The sequence below is a fragment of the Leptolyngbya sp. NIES-2104 genome (assembly GCF_001485215.1).
Classification (GTDB): domain Bacteria; phylum Cyanobacteriota; class Cyanobacteriia; order Leptolyngbyales; family Leptolyngbyaceae; genus Leptolyngbya.
Map to the genome: position 1 here is coordinate 2,997,351 of NZ_BBWW01000001.1, position 17,874 is coordinate 3,015,224.

The following is a 17,874-nucleotide window of genomic DNA, read 5'->3' on the forward strand; positions in this document are numbered from 1 at the left end:
AAATCGGGAGATCAGCAACAATCTCCCGACTTAACAACCCCTTAAATCAAACCCTGATTTAGAAGACAGTCATTAATAAACTACATGCCTGCTGCTTGACGTTGCACTTCGCTCTTCTTCGCTTTGAACTCGGATGCAATTTGCTCCAGTTGTTGGCTGCTGAAGTTATCACGCAGTGCTGCAAAGAAAGTGCTTTCTTCTTGGCGAACGTGATCCATAATTTCGTCCATCAGACGTTGCAGCGACGACATGAACTGCTCAGACATCACATCCATTTTTTCCATCGCATCGAGTGCGGGGAACCAGGAGTTTTGCTCGTCATAAAGTTCTTGCAGATCGCTTTCTGCATACTTACCACGCACAGCGGGATAAGCCACTTCGTTTTCTGCGATCGCATGTGCACGAAGGTCGCCATCCAACTGCTGGAAGAATTCTTTGCGCTTCGCCGGATTTTGTGCTGCTTTGATTTCAGCAAATAGAACATTCACTTTCTGGTGATCCATCCGGAGCACGTCTTGAATGTTCATGTCAGACTTATCGGTCGTTTGAGTCACAACGCTACCTGCAACACCCGTGAGCGCTGCAACCGCGTCTTGGACTCGTGCCCACAGACCTTGATCGGCATCCATTCCAGTCAGTTCACGTACACCTAGAGTTTCGAGTACGCCTTTAAGCTGCTCTTGGTGAGCGCGGCTTTCAAAGTTCACTGTATTGAGCGGTCCAAGTGCTGCATCAATGTCCGCACCTACTTTTTGAGCAGCTTTGTGCAAGACAATTCCCGACATCGTTTGCTGGTGCTTCAACAGTTCATGTTGGAATACCTTTTCGTACAGCGTCAGTTCAGAACCAGACATCAGTTCCTCAAGCTTCTGCACAAACTCAGTGGTCGTTTTCTTCGGCTCAGACTGTACACCATATTGCACGATTACTGTGTCGATGATGCCCAAGTTCTTCTGGTCATCTTTCAACATATCTTGAAAACGCTTCACCAACTCAGAGTCGGTGGTTGCCGAGATGAACTTCTGTTCGTTTGAAATAATAAGTTCTTGGACAGCTTTGATGTCTGCAAGCTTCGTCGCGATCGCTAGACGCTTGGTATCATCCATTGTGGCTACCATTTTTGTGTTCTCCAAATTAATCTATAGGATCGGCATCCATTCAGTCTTAAGTTTCGCGCACACCATCTGGATCAACATCTTTCCCGTGGTTGACTTACAGGTGCGCTGAATTACCTCACAAATGTTAAAAAGATTAACCCTGAGATAGTGGAAAGCGATCGCGTTGTACTAGAGTCTAAACAATGGACGAGTCTCTTTCTCAGGAGCAAATCAGATGTCTACTTATGATGTGATTATTATTGGTGCGGGTCACAATGGCTTGACTTGTGCTGCTTATCTACTAAAAGCAGGATACAAAGTTCTTTTATTAGAAAAGCGATCGGTTCCCGGTGGAGCAGCGACGACAGAAGCGGTGATCCCGGAACTGCCAGAGTTTCGGTTTAATCGCTGTGCGATCGATCATGAGTTTATTCATCTCGGTCCCGTGGTCGAAGAGTTGGAACTGACGAAATACGGCTTGGAATATCTTTACTGTGATCCGGTCGTCTTTTGTCCGCATCCTGACGGAACTTACTTTTTGGCAAATCGATCGGTCGAACAAACTTGCGCGAACATTGCTCAATACAGTGAACACGATGCGCGAAAGTATGCTGAATTCGTGGATTTGTGGCAACGAACGATCAGTGCGATGATTCCGATGTTCAATGCGCCACCGAAATCGATCATTGATATTGCGGGTAACTATGACTTTAAGAAGGTCAAAGATTTCTTATCGGTGGTAGGTTCAACGAACAAAGCTTTAGATTTCATCAGAACGATGTTATCGAGTGCAGAAGACATCTTGCACGAGTACTTTGACACGGAAACTGTGAAAGCTCCATTAGCGCGACTGGCGGCGGAAATGGGTGTACCGCCATCGCAGAAAAATTTAGCGATCGGGGCAATGATGATGGCAATGCGTCATCATCCCGGAATGGCGCGTCCAAGAGGTGGAACAGGAGCCTTAACAGCGGCGTTAGTGAAGTTAGTTCAAAGCTTGGGTGGAGAGATTCTAACTGAGCAAAGTGTAAAACAGATCTTGATTGATGACGGTCGTGCGGTTGGGGTTCGAGTGGGATCAGGTCAAGAATATCGAGCCACACGAGGGGTAATTTCTAATATCGATGCGCGTCGAGTGTTCTTACAGTTGATTGATCCGAGTGATGTTGATTCAGCGGATGAACATTTGCGCGAAAGGCTCGATCGAAGAATCGTGAACAATAACGAAACTATTCTAAAAATCGATCTAGCAATGTCTGAACCGCTAAAGTTCATTCACCACGATCACAAAGACGAATATTTGATTGGTTCAGTATTAATTGCAGATTCCGTGAAGCATGTTGAAATTGCTCATACTGATCCAGCGATCGGTCGAATTCCCGATGCTGATCCTTCGATGTACATTGTTCAACCAACCATGCTCGATCCTTCAATGGCTCCTGAAGGTCATCACACCGTTTGGATCGAATTCTTTGCACCTTATCAAATCGAAAATGCGGAAGGAACGGGATTGAATGGGACGGGTTGGACGGATGAACTAAAGAATAAAGTTGCCGATCGCGTGATCGACAAACTTGCGGACTATGCTCCGAACGTGAAAACAGCAACCATTGGACGAGCTGTAGAAAGTCCGGCTGAATTGGGCGAACGATTGGGAGCTTACAAAGGCAACTACTACCACATTGATATGACCTTAGAACAAATGGTGTTCTTCCGTCCGTTGCCAGAGATTGCGAACTATAAAACACCGATCGACAATCTCTATCTCACAGGTGCGGGAACACATCCAGGCGGCTCGATTTCGGGAATGCCTGGAAGAAACTGTGCTCGTGTGTTTCTCCACACTCAGCAGCCAGTTCTACAAACTTTCCGCGATGCTGGCAATTCTGTTAAATCAATGTTTGAAGGCATCTTGCATCGTTAGAAGAAAAGGATTCCGATCGCTCGATCGGAATCCTTTTTACTCAAACCACAGACTTAATAGGAGTTCGATATTAGGGAGTGTTTGAAGTCCTCTTGCTTCGTTCACGTCCGCCCCGGAATAGAATTCGGGGAAGAGCGGTGCGAAGTCCGTTGAAACGGACTGAAGAAACTTGGCTTTTAGTCCCCTTCAGTGGACTTCGTTTGATTAGCCCCGAATTCCATTCCGGGGCGGGTGAGCAACGCAGCGAGAAGACTTCGATACCACACCTTAGCCTTCTTTCTTCGTGTCAGAGAACAAGCACTTATCCGAATCACATCCTGCCGGACCTGCTTCGATCAAGTCACCGCCATCGTGCTGCACTAACGCTGCATAGAAATCATTCGTCGATCGACGTTCCACTACTTCCGCTTGTAAGCGCTCGTAAGTTGCCTTATCAATCTTTTCAAACGGCAATCTAGGGAACGGTGCATCAAATCGAGCTAACAATGCTGCGCTAATGTAGCCTTCATTGTTCTCGATCGCTTGATGAATCCGAGTGGCTAAACCTTCGACCTCATCTTCACGAAGCTCGATCGTGGCACTGGTATTGTGCGCTGTGTAGTACTTCTGGACTTGCAGATAGAAATCCATCTGTGCTAGAGCCGAGAACTTCTCAATCTCAATCTGATCGGCTCCCGGAATGTTCGCCCAAGGCACTTCGACCGGAATTTCGACCAGCCATTCCGTACAACGCGAATCAAACGGATCATTTAACAGATTGCCGTTTTCATCTTTGTCAGACTGTGACGGAACAATGCTGTAACCATAATCCAAACAAGCCAGAGCAACCGGATCATTTTTGCGGAAAGTGATTCGACGGATGAAGCGCTGAGCTTTCGGAGGATGCCATCCAGAGCTTGCACCCGTTAACAGTGACTTCGTTCCTGCGGGCTGAACCGTGGTGCAGCGATTTGGACGACGAATATTGTGTCGATCGCAGTATTCACCCACGACGCGATGCACAATCTCTTTCCAACGCGATAGATATTCCTTCTCGCGCTCTTTGAACTGCATTCCAGTTAGAGTATCCGGTCTACCTGCTTCCCACCAGCGCAACCACTCTGTGCCAAACGCATGAACAAAGAAATCAAACAATCCGGTGAACGAAACACCGACGATCGGATCAACTTCCCGTGAGTACTGGTAGCGCGGCTCTTGGAATCGATGATTTAACAATGCTGCAACCGAGAGCGCACCTGCTGTAAATGCTTGCTCCTGAGCTTCATAGTCTAGCGGATCGATCTGATTTAAGTGAACCTCAGATAAGTTGCAGTGGAAATTTATACCAAGAATCTCTCCGCATGGGTTCAGACCATACCGCTCCAAGCGATGTTCAAGCTCTAAGATCGGCATTGATGGATACCTTTCTTGTATCCATTGCTTCCCATTGCCTGCTTCGTAAGCTTGAATGAATTCAGCTTTAAGCTCAGGAGTGGTCAAAATATCCGCATTCGATCGAGCAATTGCCTCCGGAGCATATTGAATCGCGCCTTCACCCGAATAGAACTGTTTGCGAACCGCATCGATCGATTCTTGCAAAGTTGGTTTGTGATGATAGACGCGAGTATGATTCGCCATTCTCAACACATCACGATCGGGATCAATCCGCCAGTTACCTTGATCGTCTTGCTGCCAGAGATTGTCCTTTGCACCTGCAAATTCTGCATCTTCGCTGCTCCCTTGACGCATCCCTGCTGATCTGCGTATGTTTCCAGCAACTACGCACGCTGCCGCCTCATCAATTAGCAAGCAGCATTCGATCGAAGATAATTTCCGTCCCACTGCACGATTCAAAACCTTCGTACAACGCGCATAAAGTTCCGGTAATTTGACTGGATTCGCAACACCGCCAAACCCTTTCAATCGCTCACCCGCAGGACGCACCGAACCCAGATCGATCGACACATCAACCTCACCCGTAAAGCGATCGTCACTCGATAGCTCTAACAGCGTTTGATACGACTTCACCCAACCTTGGCGACTATCCCCGACGCTAATCGTGACCGCATTACCTTCGATCGCAACATGAGTTTGGTCTTCTCTGAGAAAATCAGGAACCTCGCCAATCTCTCTTGTCACAGTCACGTTTAACCGATTGCGAATTGCCGGAAGCTGATTCGTGTACTTCGGCTCCAAAACTGCACCCGTACCGCTGCCCATCATCGCTAAATCCATCATCAGACCGAACGCCCGCCAGTCCACCACATTCGTACTGGTGCAGTTATACGATCCAGAGAAATTCTCAGGCTTATTGATCCAATTCGTGCCACCGACCCAGAGCCAGCGACCAGAGGGTAAACAGCGCATCGATCGCTGTGTTAATTCGATCAATTCCTGCTCTTCTGGCGTAAAATTGCCAAGGTCAGCGAGTCCTTGAATTGTGCGCTGACTCACCTGTGCCCAAGACTCGCGACGAGTTTCGCTCAGCTTACGGCTATAGGTTCGATAAAAAACTGGATTAGCGGCAGGAGCGGAAGCCGGAAATTGACTGTTGTTGGCGTCAAATTCTGGCAAATTAGAGCCGGATGACTCTTTTGGGCGTGTGATATCCTGAACCATGCGAAACTCCCTTTGTCTAGCGTCTTATGTTGGATTTAAGAGATGAGTGACGCTATATATAGCGTGTGTAGTTAGCGATCTACTCTACACCATCTTTCCGGAAATTGGATCGATCAATTTTTTATAGTTCGACCGTACCAACAAAAACTGTGGGAAAAGTATAGAGTAAATTTGTCCTATCCACAATGACAAAAAATTCACAATTCTCACTCTGTCTCAAGTTGCGAATCGCGCCGATTTTTCTCGTTTCCATTTCCAAAACCAAAATCCCAATGTCCGGCTTCCTGTCCTAAAATGCTGAATAACGTATCCGACAAGATTTCGACTGTCCCATTTTCAAGAGCACCATGTCTTCGATCGCGACTTTCTTCCGCACCCTACCCGAAACCCTTCAGCAACCCATTGCACTCGCGATGTTAGGGTCAGTCGGAGCGCATCTTATCGTCTTCGCCACATTGCCCGCGTTCACGTCTTCAACAGAACCGCGCCCAGAAGCCGAAGTGCGCCGCGTTCGACTGCTTGAACCGCCTCAAGGTAGCCCGAATTCGCAGATTGCTCGATCGCAGATTGGACTGCCCCCCGTTCCCAATACGCCCAACAGCAAAATTCAACTACCGATCGCGCAAGGCGGAAATTCTCCACTTCCAAATCCGCTCTACACCATTCCCGATTTGAATCCGGTTCCGGTTCCGAATCCCCCTCCTCAGCTTTCGCCTCAAGAGAGAGCTGCAATTCTGCAAAGAATTAACGAGTACAATCGCCGCATTGCTGAGCGCCAGCGGCAAATTGAACGCCAACAAGCCCAGGCGAATAATCCTCCGAAACCGCCCACGCCGCCCGCATCACCGACCCCTACGATCGCACCCGGTACAAACTTGACACCCTTCGATCCAAGCGTGCTGGCAAACCAACCAACGGCACCCCAGGGTACTGCAACCCCTCAACCAACCACAACGCCCTCTCCTACTCCCACAACCACCCCACAAACTCCAACTAATCGACCTGAGATCGATCGAAATAATCAACTTCTAGCAGCTACTCGCTACATTCCTGAAGGTACCTCGCGGAACGACTATCTCCAGGGCACAGCAAATCTCACCGCGCAATTAAATACGCGATTCCCGAATACTTGGGACTATACCCGCTTGCAATCCGAACCCAAAGAACTCGACTATCCTCTGCCGTTTGCACTGCAAAATTACCAGCAAAATGCGATCGCGGTCGCAGTCTTCGTGGGCAAAGATGGCAAGCCGTTACCCAATCAGCCCCCCGTTGCCTTGAATAGTACGGGATATAAGATTTTGAATGATAAAGCGATCGAGATTGCACAGAAAGATGCCAATCAGCCGAATCGATTCCCGGCGATTGATCAGGATCGGCTCCGAGTGTTTGTCTATGAATTTAAATTCAAAGCGCCGAACACTCAGCCTGTTTCGTAAACCTACGATCGACGCACATTCAGACAACACCAATCGCCGCGCTTCCAAAGTGCTGCAACAATCCAGCCGTTTGCCTCTAAAGTATCGGCAACAGGTTTCGCTTGTTCTAATAAAATCCCGCTCAAGATTCCCCAACTGGTAGATTTAACGAGCGGTGTCCACTGTGGAATCAAATCGATGATAACTTCCGCCAAAATATTACAAACTAAACCCTCGACAGGCTGATCAATAAGTTTGATTAAGTCTGCCACACTGCCTTGATCGACGATTAAACGGCTTGGATCAAGGTGATTCAGTTCGATGTTCTCTTTAGTCGCTTTGACTGCTAACGGGTCAGTATCAACCGCATAAGCTTTCTTTACACCCATCAACAATGCACCGACTGAGAGAATCCCAGAACCACAACCGATATCCGCGATCGTAATTTCTCCCGGATCAACTCCCAACCGCATCTCTAACGCTTCTAAACAGAGTTGCGTCGTCGCATGATCTCCCGTTCCAAATGCGACACCCGGTTCAAGCTGCATCACAATTCGATCGGTTTTCGGTACGGGCAACCAAGCGGGATTAATGAGAAAGCGATCGCCAATTTCTTGAGGCTTCCAGTACGTTTTCCAGCTACTCGACCAATCTTCCTCGTCGATGATGCGCCATTGTACGATCGGGGCGAGTAACTTCATGCAGAGCGCATCTTGCTTTAGCAACAAAGAGAACGCTGATAGATCTAACAACTGAGCTTGTTGCTGAGGCAAATAGCCAGAAACCACACAAGATGAACCCTGTGATTGACTCGCAGCACCACGACAGCCGAAGGTATCAAACCGCCAAATTGCCGTCTCTTCAAGAGCCGCATCACAGAAAACCTGAATTTCCCACCAACTGTTTGACATCGTGTTTAAGAATAAGGGTGAAATCTGGGATGTGTTTTTAATACCTTCTCACTGCGTTGTTCACCCGCCCCGGAATGGAATTCGGGGCTAATCGAACGAAGTCCACTGAAGGGGACTGAAAGGCAAGTTGAGTATCTTTAGTCCGTTTCAACGGACTTCGCACTGTTAGCCCCGAATTCCATTCCGGGGCGGATGTGAACGAAGCGGAGAACTTTAGCACGCTCTAACCTCCACCCTCAGCGAATCTACAAAGTAACGGTGTAAGCGTCTCGAATTCCAGAGACATCCTTAATTTGATTCAGAATGTTCTCTGGCAGCGGATCATCAATGCTCAGAACCATCACCGCATCGCCCCGAACAATCTTCCGCCCGACCTGCATACTGGCAATGTTCACATTCGATTCACCCAACAATGAACCAATTCGCCCAATGATTCCCGGTGTGTCTCGGTGCAATGTAAACAACATATAGCGATTCGGGGGAACGTTCACTGGAAACTCATTGATGCTGGTGATACGAATTTCATCATCTCCGAGCAATGCACCTGTCACCGAATGTTCTCCGAGTGTTCCCTTAGCTGATAGATGCAATGAGCCTGCATAGTCTTTAATTGAAGCATCGCGAGTTTCAATTACTCTGATTCCACGCTCTTTTGCTTCAATGCTGGCGTTCACAAAATTTACGCGCTCTTGAAGTGCAGGCGATAACAATCCTTTTAAGGCAGCAATAACGATCGGTTGACTTTGATTCGTTGCCAAATCCCCGCGCAGCCCGATGTTCAGCGATTCGATTCGTCCGCCTGCTAACTGTCCGACCATCTTTCCGAGCGTTTCTGCTAACAGTAAGTAAGGTTTCAGTTGCTCCATCACTTCAGGACGCAAGCCCGGAATGTTTACCGCCGATCGAGCAGGCTCACCGAGCAAGACATCACGAATTTGTTCTGCAACATCGATCGCCACGTTCACCTGAGCTTCTTCGGTCGAAGCTCCTAAGTGGGGTGTGAGAACCATTTCCTTACCCAAAGCTTTGAGCGGTGATTCTCCAAGAGGTTCAGCCGAGAACACATCGAGTGCGGCTCCGGCAATTTTTCCAGCCTTGAGGGCTTCCGCGATCGCAGTTTCATCAATGATTCCACCCCGCGCACAGTTAATGATGCGAACGTTCGGTTTCATTTTCGCGATCGCGGCTGCATTAATCAGATTCGCTGTCTCTGGAGTTTTGGGAATGTGCAGCGTAATGTAATCCGCAGATTGAAACAAGACATCCAATTCCACCAAACTACAGCCCAATTGTTCCGCTCGTTCAACTGAGATAAACGGATCATACGCGAGCAGTTTCATGCCCATTGCTCGTGCGACCGTCGCAACGTGCGCTCCAATTTTTCCTAAACCAACGACACCTAGAGTTTTGTTATAGACCTCGTTTCCGGTGTAGCTTTTGCGATCCCATTTTCCTTGTTTTAGCTTTTCATTCGCTTCGGGAATATAGCGCGACAGAGACAGCATCATTGCTAAAGTATGTTCTGCGGCAGCGATCGTATTTCCTTCTGGCGAATTGACGACAATAATTCCTCTTCGGGTCGCCGCAGGGACATCGACGTTATCGACTCCCACGCCTGCCCGTCCGATGATTTTCAAATTGCGTCCAGCTTCGATCACTTCAGCAGTGACCCGTGTTCCAGAGCGAATCATCAGCGCATCATATTCTGGAATCACTTCAACAAGCTGCGAGGGGCTGAGGTCAGTTTTGACATCAACTTGTGCGACTTGGGACAAAATATCGATTCCAACTTGGTCGATCGGATCAGAAACAAGAACCTTGGGCATAACGGCGGCGAAGAGAGTGACTATCTTGCGAAAAATTCTGTATCGGATTTTTCCACAAGTAGTCATTCTAGTAGATCCCGGCAACTCCCCCCTTCATTCTTTGAAAAGTTTTCGATTTGAGTCTTGACGCTGCCTTTAAGAGGATGGTTGAAAAGTTGTCGTTCGTTGCAATTCCCGCCCTGAAATGAATTTCGGGCTAATTGACGCAAGTCCATTGAAATGGACTAAGAACCTGAAACTGCCTCCCAGTCTACTTCAGTAGACTTTCCACGATTAGCCCGAAATTCATTTCAGGGCGGGAAGCAATCGAAGCGAAAAGACTTTCTATACGTTTCAAACACCCTTTAAGATGAAAACAGCGTTACTAGAGCCTTCGATTATGGTTCGTTTAGATGCGACTTTACCCCAAGCGGAAATTTCAGAAGACCTTGAAGCCGTTAAATTTCCGCCGCCTAACCTCTACAGCGACGAACCTCCTCTGGAATCTGATTTTCACCGAGATCAAATTAATCTGTTAATTCGATTGCTTAAATATTGGTGGAACGATCGCAATGATTTCTACATTTCCGGCAATTTGACCGTCTATTACAACGAACAGCAGCTAAGAAAGCGGGATTTTCGCGGTCCAGATGTTTTCGTAGTGTTAGGAGCCGAAAAGCGCGATCGACGCAGTTGGGCAATTTGGGAAGAAGGCGGCAAATATCCAAACGTTGTGATTGAATTACTTTCAAGTTCTACGGCAACGGTCGATCGCGGTAAGAAAAAAGATCTGTATCAAGATGTGTGGCGCGTTCCAGAATATTACTGGTTCCATCCCGAAACGATGGAATTCGCTGGATTCCGATTAATTGGCGGGACGTATATCGAAATCGAGCCGACCGAAAGCGGCAGACTCAAGAGCGAACAATTAGAACTTGAACTTGGGATTCACGATCGTAAACTACGCTGGTTCACGGCAGAGGGAGATCTCATTCCCTTACCTGAAGAAGCAGAACGCCAAGAAGCAGAACAAGCAAGGCAGCAAGTAGAACAGGAACGACAAGCGAGAGAGCGGTTGGAAAACTATTTACGATCGCAAGGGATCGATCCGGATCAGTTGACCTGATAAGATGCCTAAGACGAAAGATGGTGATATCAATGAGTACCGAAAATACGACGGGTGCAGATGCGATCGATGAAGCGATCTCCAGAGGCATCGATTTCGATGGTTCTCCGATCCCAACTGAGAAATTAGATTTGTACCACAAAGTCATGGCATTGGAAGCGGGACGGCAGCGCAGTGGAGTCTCGAATACAATGCGATCGCGAATTGTCCGCATCGGTGCAAAACACATTCCTCAAGCTGACCTGAATCAATTGCTCGAAGCAGCAGGATTCGCACCGCTCAAAGAGAAAGAAATCGCCTTCTTCTACAACAAATAATGTCTGTCACCTACTCGGATATCTTAGCGGCTGCCGATCGTCTCTCAGGAGTCGCACACCGAACACCTGTGATCACGTCGAATACAGTGAATCAAAAGACAGGCGCTCAAGTGTTTTTCAAGTGCGAGAACTTTCAGCGATCGGGGTCGTTTAAGTTCCGAGGGGCTTACAATGCGATGGCGCAACTGACTGATGAACAGCGAAAACGTGGTGTGATTGCTTATTCATCTGGAAATCATGGTCAGGCGTTAGCGTTAGCAGGTCAAATTCTGGATGTGCCAGTGACGATCGTGATGCCGAACGATGCGCCTGCGGTGAAAAAAGCTGCGACAGAGAGCTATGAAGCAGAAGTTATCTTTTACAATCGCGCCTTTGAGAAACGGGAAGAGGTAGCGCGATCGATTGCAGATGATCGAGGTTTAACACTCATTCCCCCATTCGATTTTGCTCCCGTGATTGCTGGTCAGGGAACCGCAGCAAAAGAACTCATCGAAGAGGTGGGCGAATTAGATGTTTTACTCGTGTGCTGCGGAGGTGGGGGATTGTTATCGGGATGTGCGATCGCAACCGATACTTTAGCTCCGAACTGTCAGATTATTGGAGTCGAACCCAAGCGGGCGGATGATGCGACGCGATCGTTCTACAGTAAAACACTGCAAAGAATTGACAATCCGAATACGATCGCAGATGGCGCGAGAACAGCTTCACTCGGAGAACTAACTTTTCCGCTAATTCTGCAATATGTTGATGAAATGGTGACTGTTTCCGAAGTAGCACTCTTACGAACGTTGTTCTTTGTATGGGAGCGGCTTAAGATTGTTATCGAACCGACTGGAGTTCTTGCGGCGACTGCATTACTCGAAGGCATTGTTTCTTTTCCCGATGCCAAAGTGGGTGTGATTATCAGCGGCGGGAATGTGGATCTTAAAGAAGTTGGAAAGCTATTTACGAAAGCGAACACACGAGAGAAGGCTTCACAGCGTCGTCCGCTTGCTCCAGAACTGAGTTAGGACGTGTTTTAACAACTCTTCGCTTCGGTCATGTCCGCCCCGAATTCCATTCCGGGGCTAAGGGTGCGAGGTCCGTTTCAACGGACTGAAGATGCTGGTTTTAGCTTTTAGTCCCCTTCAGTGGACTTCGTTCTACTAGCCCCGAATTCCATTCCGGGGCGGGCGAACACTGCAGCGAGAGGGTTTTAAAACACATCCCAAGAATTTTCGGAACAGATTAGACCTCCGTTGTAGCTTCCAGCAAGAGGAGTGGAACTATCGCTGGGTACGCTAATTCTATCCAACTCAAACAGGACAAATCTTTATGCAAGCATCCCTGAATCGTCGATCGATGATTCCGACAGTCGTTGCAGTTGCCCTACTCGGATTCGGTGGACTCGTGACCTTATTTCGCTCGGTCACTGTGATCCAAACTGGAGAAATTGGCATTGTTGATCTCTATGGTCAAGTTTCTGATCAACCCCTCACCCCCGGAATTCACCTAAAAAATCCAATGGCTCGATTGACCACGTTTTCCACTCAGATTCGTGAAGTCAAAGAGACACTGGAAACCCCAACCAAAGATGGTTTGATGCTCACCGTTGATGTAAGCGTTCTTTATCGCATTGATCCGAGTAAAGCAAAACAGCTTTATCAAACGATTGGCACGAACTATGAAGACGTGATTTTAGTGCCGCAGATTCGATCAGTGATTCGGGCGGCAACTGCAACTTATCAATTCAACACGATTTACACCAGCGATCGCGAAAAGCTTGCTCAACAGCTTCGGGACAATTTGAACAAAACATTAAGCGATCGCGGCATCATCATCGAAGAAGCTCCGTTACGCAGTGTCAAACTCCCAGACAGCATCTCACAATCGGTACAAGAACGGCTCAAAGCAGAGCAAGACAGTCAGCGCATGAAGTTTGTTCTCGACAAAGAGCGGCAAGAAGCAGAACGCAAACGAATCGAAGCTCAAGGAAATTCAGATGCACAAAAGATTTTGGCGCAAGGATTGACTGACCAAACGCTGCGATTTAAGCAGATTGAAGCGATGCAAGAATTAGCAAAATCTCAGAACTCCAAAGTGATTGTGATGAATGGCAATCAAAATGCTCCTGTAATGTTGCAACCTTAGAAAATTTCGGAAATATCTGGACAGATTTGTAATATATATGTAGTATAAGACCAGAGTGTACTACATATAATACACCGCTATGATTTACAGTCTCTTTTCTTTCTATCACCGCACCGATTCCAACCCGATCGTTTCGGGGAAAGGCGCGTGTGCGTCAGAAAACTGGCTGAAAAATCATCGAATAAGCGGGCGAGACAGGTAAATCCCAGTCTTTAGCAACATTTTCACGATTTCCCCGCTTCTAACACACCAGAAGCGGGGTTCTTTTTTAGGAGGAAATCGTCATGCAGGCAACTGAACCACACATATTACAGGCATCGATCGTCGTTTTTTCCAGAAACTATCTCCCGATCGGTCGCATCAACATCAAACGCGCCATTGTGTTAATCCTCACCGGACAAGCCGAAGCGATCGACTTTGATGATGCACGTCAGTGGGAAGTGCGATCGCCCAACGTCGTACTACAAGTGTCGGAACACATCCGTTTAACCGGAGCCAACCCAGAACGCCACTGGAAAACGCCCGCTGTCAGCCGCCGAGAAATCCTCCGCCGTGACAATCACACCTGCCAGTACTGCGGCAGCACTAAGCATTTAACGATCGATCACGTGATTCCCCGTTCCAAAGGTGGAACTCACACTTGGGATAACGTCGTAACGGCTTGCGCGACTTGTAATTCTAAAAAGAGCGATCGCTTTCTTTCTGAACTTGGGATGAAGCTCAAAGCTAAGCCAAAACCGCCGATTCACCCTGCGATCGCCTTTGCTGAACAGTTCTGGCAAGCCTCCGAAAAAAAGTTGTAGTACACCCCTTGACAATTTTGTAATACATTTTGTAGTATTAATGTAGTACGAAAGAAGACAAACCGGAGGCGACGAAATGATTCTGTTTCTGAGACATCCGAAATCAGATTCCTGGAACTTTAGCTGGGATCGTCGAAGAGAGCAAACCAGTGCTGAAATTCGCGATCGACGCAAACAAGCGGAAGCGATTTCAAAAGTGCAAAGTGAAAGCTTTTTGAAGTTCCGAACCTTGCTCTAACCAACATTCACACTGAACCATGAAAACTGAATAGTTCACGATCGAGGCAAGCTTTACCACCTTGCCTCACCCTTGAGGATGTAGCTCAGTCTGGTCTAGAGCGCTTGTCTGTCGAACAAGAAGCCGCGAGTTCAAATCTCGTCATCCTCGCCTGTCCGGGTAGCCAAGTGGGAAGGCGGCAAACTGCAAATCTGCTCAACGGGGGTTCGATTCCCCTCCCGGACTCCAATCTTTAATTTCAAACTGTGCAGTGTCCTGACGGTCAGGATCTTGATTCATATCCAAGACGATTCGGGGTTCAACTCCCCGCACTGCAACCAAGTAGGGATGGTGTAACGGTAGCATTTCGATCTCCAAAATCGACGATCTGAGTTCAAATCTCAGTCCCTGCGCCAAATCAAATTTTCGTGGTGCTGTAGGCAAATTTGGTAAAGCCACAGAACTTTCAATTCTGCGTTTGCGGGTTCAACTCCCGTCAGCACTGCCTCATGGGTCGGTATCCAAGTCTGGCTTAAGGAAGCCGTCTGTAAAACGGTTGCTACTGCGTCGTTGGTTCAAATCCAACCCAACCCACCAAATGGAGAGGTTGCTATAGGTAGGGCAAATCGTTTGCTAAACGAACACCTTCGGTGCAGCGAAGCTAGCGAGGATTAATCCCCTCTGTGGGTTCGATTCCCACTCTCTCCGCCTTGAGAACGTAGTGTAACTGGATAATACATCGGTCTACGAAACCGAAAAGTGAAGGTTCAAATCCTTCCGTTCTCGCCAAACATGGAGGTTGTCCGGCATGGACGAGGAAAGCGTCTTGAAAACGCCTGCGGTTGAAACCCGTTGTAGAGATGCAGATGATTTGGGATCGCTGCAACTTTGCACCAAAAGCTTGAACCTATTATCCTGTAGAAATTTGAGGCTATTGATTGAAATTGCAGCGAATCACATGAATTTAGATCGAATGCTGCAACTTGGTAGCAGCGTGAAGAAACTTAGACACTTGGTTGTAGAACAACATCCAAATGCATTTGGATCTCGCCTAACTTCTCTCTGTGAACTGGCAGGGCTACTTTAAATTATGCTAATTCAGAGCGACAATCAGGCTTTGCTGCTTTAGAGCAAGCTCCAGTAATGCAATCAACCGTGCAACTTACTTGCAACCAACCGTGCAACTTCAATTGAGCAAGAGTGACTGAGAATTATCGGCGCACTTCAATTGCTCGATAAGAAAAAGCAACTCGTTGAAGGCTGTGAACTAAGATTAGGTAGCAGAAATTATTGCATTCTGGTCTAGCTTCGCAAGCAAATCCTCCGGTTCTAGCGTGAGAGAGGCTAAAAGACCACGCCCCTTGTTAATACCCGTCAACCGTCGCATCCAATCCGCATCCTCTGAAGAAATCGCTTCTCCCGCCATTACCTGATTGCACAGTTTAATGAAATAGTTATCGTCGCGTCTGAGTGCTGGTAGCTCTTTTTTCGGGTCAATCTTTGACCGACTCTCTATTTCTAGTTCACGCGGCGTCAGTGGTTTTGGATCTGAAGGCTCAGGCTTCAATATCTCCAAAGCAGCTTTAAACCCTTCAAGATCTTCAGTCTGAATCGTTTCTTCCAGAGTAGGCGGCACACCAAGAGGGTTATCAGATTGGGGTACGTAACTGCTAGGAAGAACTGGTTTGCCATGCTTTGCCTCTAAATACCGTTTTGTTTGCTTGATGGTCTTTCTATATTCCGATTGCTTTATCCGTCTCTTTACAGCCATTTCTTGACGGCTTTTACCGCTTAATTCTGGATTGTAGGCGACAAATAAAAATTCTCGTGATTCGTTGTCAAATACCCAAATCTTGCCAGCGTCATCGTAAGGATCGTACTTGCAATATACCCAAGTACCGATCAGTTCTCCACATGCACCAGTCTCACTTGCATAATCGCGACTATCTACCCAAATTCCTTGTTTTCCGATACACCGAACACCCGGACCCCTGCCACTTGTAGCTGGAACAGGTGCTAATGCAAAATCCAGGAGGCGCTCGTCTTCAACGGCTCTAATAGCCGGTTGAAGGGGGTCTTGCCAAACTTCTAGAGGTGATCGACCACCTAATCCTTTTGTTCCTTCTCCGTGCGGTTCCCTTGCTTTCTTGTAAGAAAAGGCATCTAGTTCCTTCTGTAACTGCTCAGGCGAAAGGGGAATTTTAATTGTACTGCCTTCTCTAGAACGAATTTGTTGTCGTTCAGCTACATTGTGTCCACAGAAGCTATCCATTAACTCTAGTAGCTGCACAGAAATTGTTCGATGCAGGCGTTCGACGTGAGGTTTCGTCCAAGGACTCTTACCTGGACATGGATGGAACTCAATATCAAGTGCTTTGCAGAGTAGCTGTATGTGATGCGATTTTTCCGCTAAACCCTGATCCACCCAGAGTTCGCATGGTATGCCTAATTCAATAATCATGCGCCTAAGTCCGATTACGTAAGATTGAGCACTAGCAGTCTCGGCAACAAAGACGTGAAAAAGCCTTGTATTTACGTCAATGATCGTGAGCAAGCAGTATCTTTTTCCATCAGATAACTCAACTTCGAAGACAACAACGTCGCCCTTCGTCGCATCCATTTCCCATGCTTTGCCGCGATAGTCTGCGTGAGCAGAGGCATCTCCAAAGGCTGAAAGATAGTTGGAATTAAAAACAGTTTCACCCTGAAGAAGGGCATACTCTTGTGGGTTGTCTCTAATCCACTTCTTCTTAAACCGATCAATTGTTCTTAAGGAGGGTATGATATCAGTCTGTAACTTATGTTCTAGTTGCTCACGTATCTGTGGAGTACGGTACAGGATTAAACGAATTATCAATTCCTGCATTTCTACAGTTAGTTTGGTAGCACCTTTTCTATTGCCATAATTTCCGCGAAGTGCGTTCTTTTTCTTCTTTTTATAGTCAGACCGAATTTTTGCTAGATTAGAGCGGCTTAGTGAAGGAATACTTAAGCGCACCCATTCAGGAATCTCAACCTTACCATTGTTATAAGCTTCCGAGAATCTAAGGTCTTGGTCAACAATCTTGCTAATCTTGTGTTCGTAACAATATTCCTCTTGAAGATTGAAGATTTTTAGCCAAGCTCTTACTCGTTGCTCCGCTCGCTCCTCTGCTTTTGGGTCACCAAAAACATTGACATGAGCTTGAGAATTAGAACTTGCATTTTTAGCAACGTTTCCGGTTTTGTTCTGATTCTTGTCAGCATTATTGTGAATAGCAGTGTCATTTACTGAGCCAACATACTGGTTATTTTTCTGCTCATAATTCACAATCTTTTCCTGAATAATAGCCGGTAGATTGCCAAACAGATAAACAAACTCTCCGCCCCTCCCCGGCAGCTTTTGATGTGGCAGATTCTTTAGCTGTTTTTGAATTGCTTGGCGGGATGAACCAATTATCTTTACTAATTCTGTAGTAGAGTACTCAGACATCTGTTTTCTCGACACTTAATTCTGTTTGCCGTAATCTCACTTGAACATCTATTTTC

General features: G+C 47.2%; 15 protein-coding genes and 7 tRNA genes. 16 read left to right on the forward strand and 6 right to left on the reverse strand.

All coding sequences use genetic code 11. From position 1 onward, the window contains the following. Window positions 1–80: 80 nt before the first annotated feature. Window positions 81–1,118, reverse strand: coding sequence for a hemerythrin domain-containing protein (locus NIES2104_RS14030; protein ID WP_058998793.1), 1,038 nt, complete (start codon window positions 1,116–1,118; stop codon window positions 81–83). Window positions 1,119–1,332: 214 nt separating this feature from the next. Here NIES2104_RS14030 and crtO point away from each other — a divergent pair, with 214 nt between their 5' ends. Next, complete coding sequence (gene crtO / locus NIES2104_RS14035) at window positions 1,333–3,021, forward strand: beta-carotene ketolase CrtO (protein ID WP_058998794.1); 1,689 nt, start codon at window positions 1,333–1,335, stop codon at window positions 3,019–3,021. A gap of 267 nt (window positions 3,022–3,288) precedes the next feature. Here the strand turns inward: crtO and nrdJ are convergent, their stop codons facing one another. Next, window positions 3,289–5,619, reverse strand: coding sequence for a ribonucleoside-triphosphate reductase, adenosylcobalamin-dependent (nrdJ, locus tag NIES2104_RS14040; protein WP_058998795.1), 2,331 nt, complete (start codon window positions 5,617–5,619; stop codon window positions 3,289–3,291). A gap of 347 nt (window positions 5,620–5,966) precedes the next feature. Here nrdJ and NIES2104_RS14045 point away from each other — a divergent pair, with 347 nt between their 5' ends. Next, a complete protein-coding gene (locus NIES2104_RS14045) occupies window positions 5,967–7,058 on the forward strand; it encodes a hypothetical protein (protein WP_058998796.1) in 1,092 nt (363 codons plus the stop codon). Window positions 7,059–7,060: 2 nt separating this feature from the next. On the opposite strand, the gene prmA is transcribed toward NIES2104_RS14045, so the two are convergent. Both prmA and serA read right to left on the reverse strand, forming a co-directional pair. Continuing rightward, entirely contained in the window at window positions 7,061–7,948 is an 888-nt protein-coding gene (prmA, locus tag NIES2104_RS14050; RefSeq protein ID WP_058998797.1) for a 50S ribosomal protein L11 methyltransferase, read from the reverse strand. 245 nt (window positions 7,949–8,193) lie between these two features. Then, window positions 8,194–9,774 (reverse strand): phosphoglycerate dehydrogenase, encoded by a 1,581-nt coding sequence (gene serA, locus NIES2104_RS14055; protein ID WP_058998798.1) that lies wholly within the window; start codon window positions 9,772–9,774, stop codon window positions 8,194–8,196. Window positions 9,775–10,123: 349 nt separating this feature from the next. On the opposite strand from serA, the gene NIES2104_RS14060 reads away from it, so the two are divergent. From NIES2104_RS14060 to NIES2104_RS14090, 8 genes are all read left to right on the forward strand, one after another. Continuing rightward, window positions 10,124–10,879, forward strand: a complete 756-nt coding sequence (locus NIES2104_RS14060; protein ID WP_263970957.1) for a Uma2 family endonuclease — start codon at window positions 10,124–10,126, stop codon at window positions 10,877–10,879. Between the two features lie 32 nt (window positions 10,880–10,911). Further along, window positions 10,912–11,196 (forward strand): DUF4090 family protein, encoded by a 285-nt coding sequence (locus NIES2104_RS14065; RefSeq protein ID WP_058998799.1) that lies wholly within the window; start codon window positions 10,912–10,914, stop codon window positions 11,194–11,196. Continuing rightward, complete coding sequence (locus tag NIES2104_RS14070; protein ID WP_058998800.1) at window positions 11,196–12,206, forward strand: threo-3-hydroxy-L-aspartate ammonia-lyase; 1,011 nt, start codon at window positions 11,196–11,198, stop codon at window positions 12,204–12,206. The genes NIES2104_RS14065 and NIES2104_RS14070 overlap by 1 nt, the downstream gene beginning before the upstream one ends. 304 nt (window positions 12,207–12,510) lie before the next feature. Next, window positions 12,511–13,326 (forward strand): prohibitin family protein, encoded by an 816-nt coding sequence (locus NIES2104_RS14075; protein WP_058998801.1) that lies wholly within the window; start codon window positions 12,511–12,513, stop codon window positions 13,324–13,326. Between the two features lie 284 nt (window positions 13,327–13,610). Then, on the forward strand, window positions 13,611–14,129 hold the full coding sequence (locus tag NIES2104_RS14080) for an HNH endonuclease (protein WP_058998802.1): 519 nt from the start codon (window positions 13,611–13,613) through the stop codon (window positions 14,127–14,129). Window positions 14,130–14,205: 76 nt separating this feature from the next. Beyond that, window positions 14,206–14,367 (forward strand): hypothetical protein, encoded by a 162-nt coding sequence (locus NIES2104_RS31785; RefSeq protein WP_156426952.1) that lies wholly within the window; start codon window positions 14,206–14,208, stop codon window positions 14,365–14,367. Window positions 14,368–14,441: 74 nt separating this feature from the next. After that, window positions 14,442–14,517 (forward strand) — tRNA-Asp (locus NIES2104_RS14085). Between the two features lie 3 nt (window positions 14,518–14,520). After that, a tRNA-Cys gene (locus NIES2104_RS14090) sits at window positions 14,521–14,595 on the forward strand. Here NIES2104_RS14090 and NIES2104_RS31790 read toward each other — a convergent pair. Next, window positions 14,563–14,712: a hypothetical protein gene (locus NIES2104_RS31790; RefSeq protein WP_156426953.1), complete on the reverse strand. Its 150-nt coding sequence runs from the start codon at window positions 14,710–14,712 to the stop codon at window positions 14,563–14,565. The two genes, NIES2104_RS14090 and NIES2104_RS31790, sit on opposite strands and share 33 nt — an antisense overlap. Here NIES2104_RS31790 and NIES2104_RS14095 point away from each other — a divergent pair. The 6 genes from NIES2104_RS14095 (at window position 14,689) to NIES2104_RS14115 (ending at window position 15,433) form a co-directional block, all read left to right on the forward strand. Further along, window positions 14,689–14,762, forward strand: a tRNA-Trp gene (locus NIES2104_RS14095). The genes NIES2104_RS31790 and NIES2104_RS14095 overlap by 24 nt on opposite strands. Window positions 14,763–14,776: 14 nt before the next feature. Then, window positions 14,777–14,851, forward strand: a tRNA-Glu gene (locus tag NIES2104_RS14100). A gap of 6 nt (window positions 14,852–14,857) precedes the next feature. Beyond that, a tRNA-Tyr gene (locus NIES2104_RS14105) sits at window positions 14,858–14,943 on the forward strand. A gap of 3 nt (window positions 14,944–14,946) precedes the next feature. Continuing rightward, a tRNA-Ser gene (locus NIES2104_RS31795) sits at window positions 14,947–15,054 on the forward strand. A gap of 4 nt (window positions 15,055–15,058) precedes the next feature. Next, window positions 15,059–15,135: transfer RNA gene (locus NIES2104_RS14110), tRNA-Arg, on the forward strand. Between the two features lie 19 nt (window positions 15,136–15,154). Then, window positions 15,155–15,433, forward strand: a complete 279-nt coding sequence (locus NIES2104_RS14115) for a hypothetical protein (protein WP_058998803.1) — start codon at window positions 15,155–15,157, stop codon at window positions 15,431–15,433. A gap of 186 nt (window positions 15,434–15,619) precedes the next feature. Here NIES2104_RS14115 and NIES2104_RS14120 read toward each other — a convergent pair whose 3' ends face one another. Further along, complete coding sequence (locus NIES2104_RS14120) at window positions 15,620–17,818, reverse strand: Mu transposase C-terminal domain-containing protein (RefSeq protein ID WP_058998804.1); 2,199 nt, start codon at window positions 17,816–17,818, stop codon at window positions 15,620–15,622. Between the last annotated feature and the right edge of the window lie 56 nt (window positions 17,819–17,874).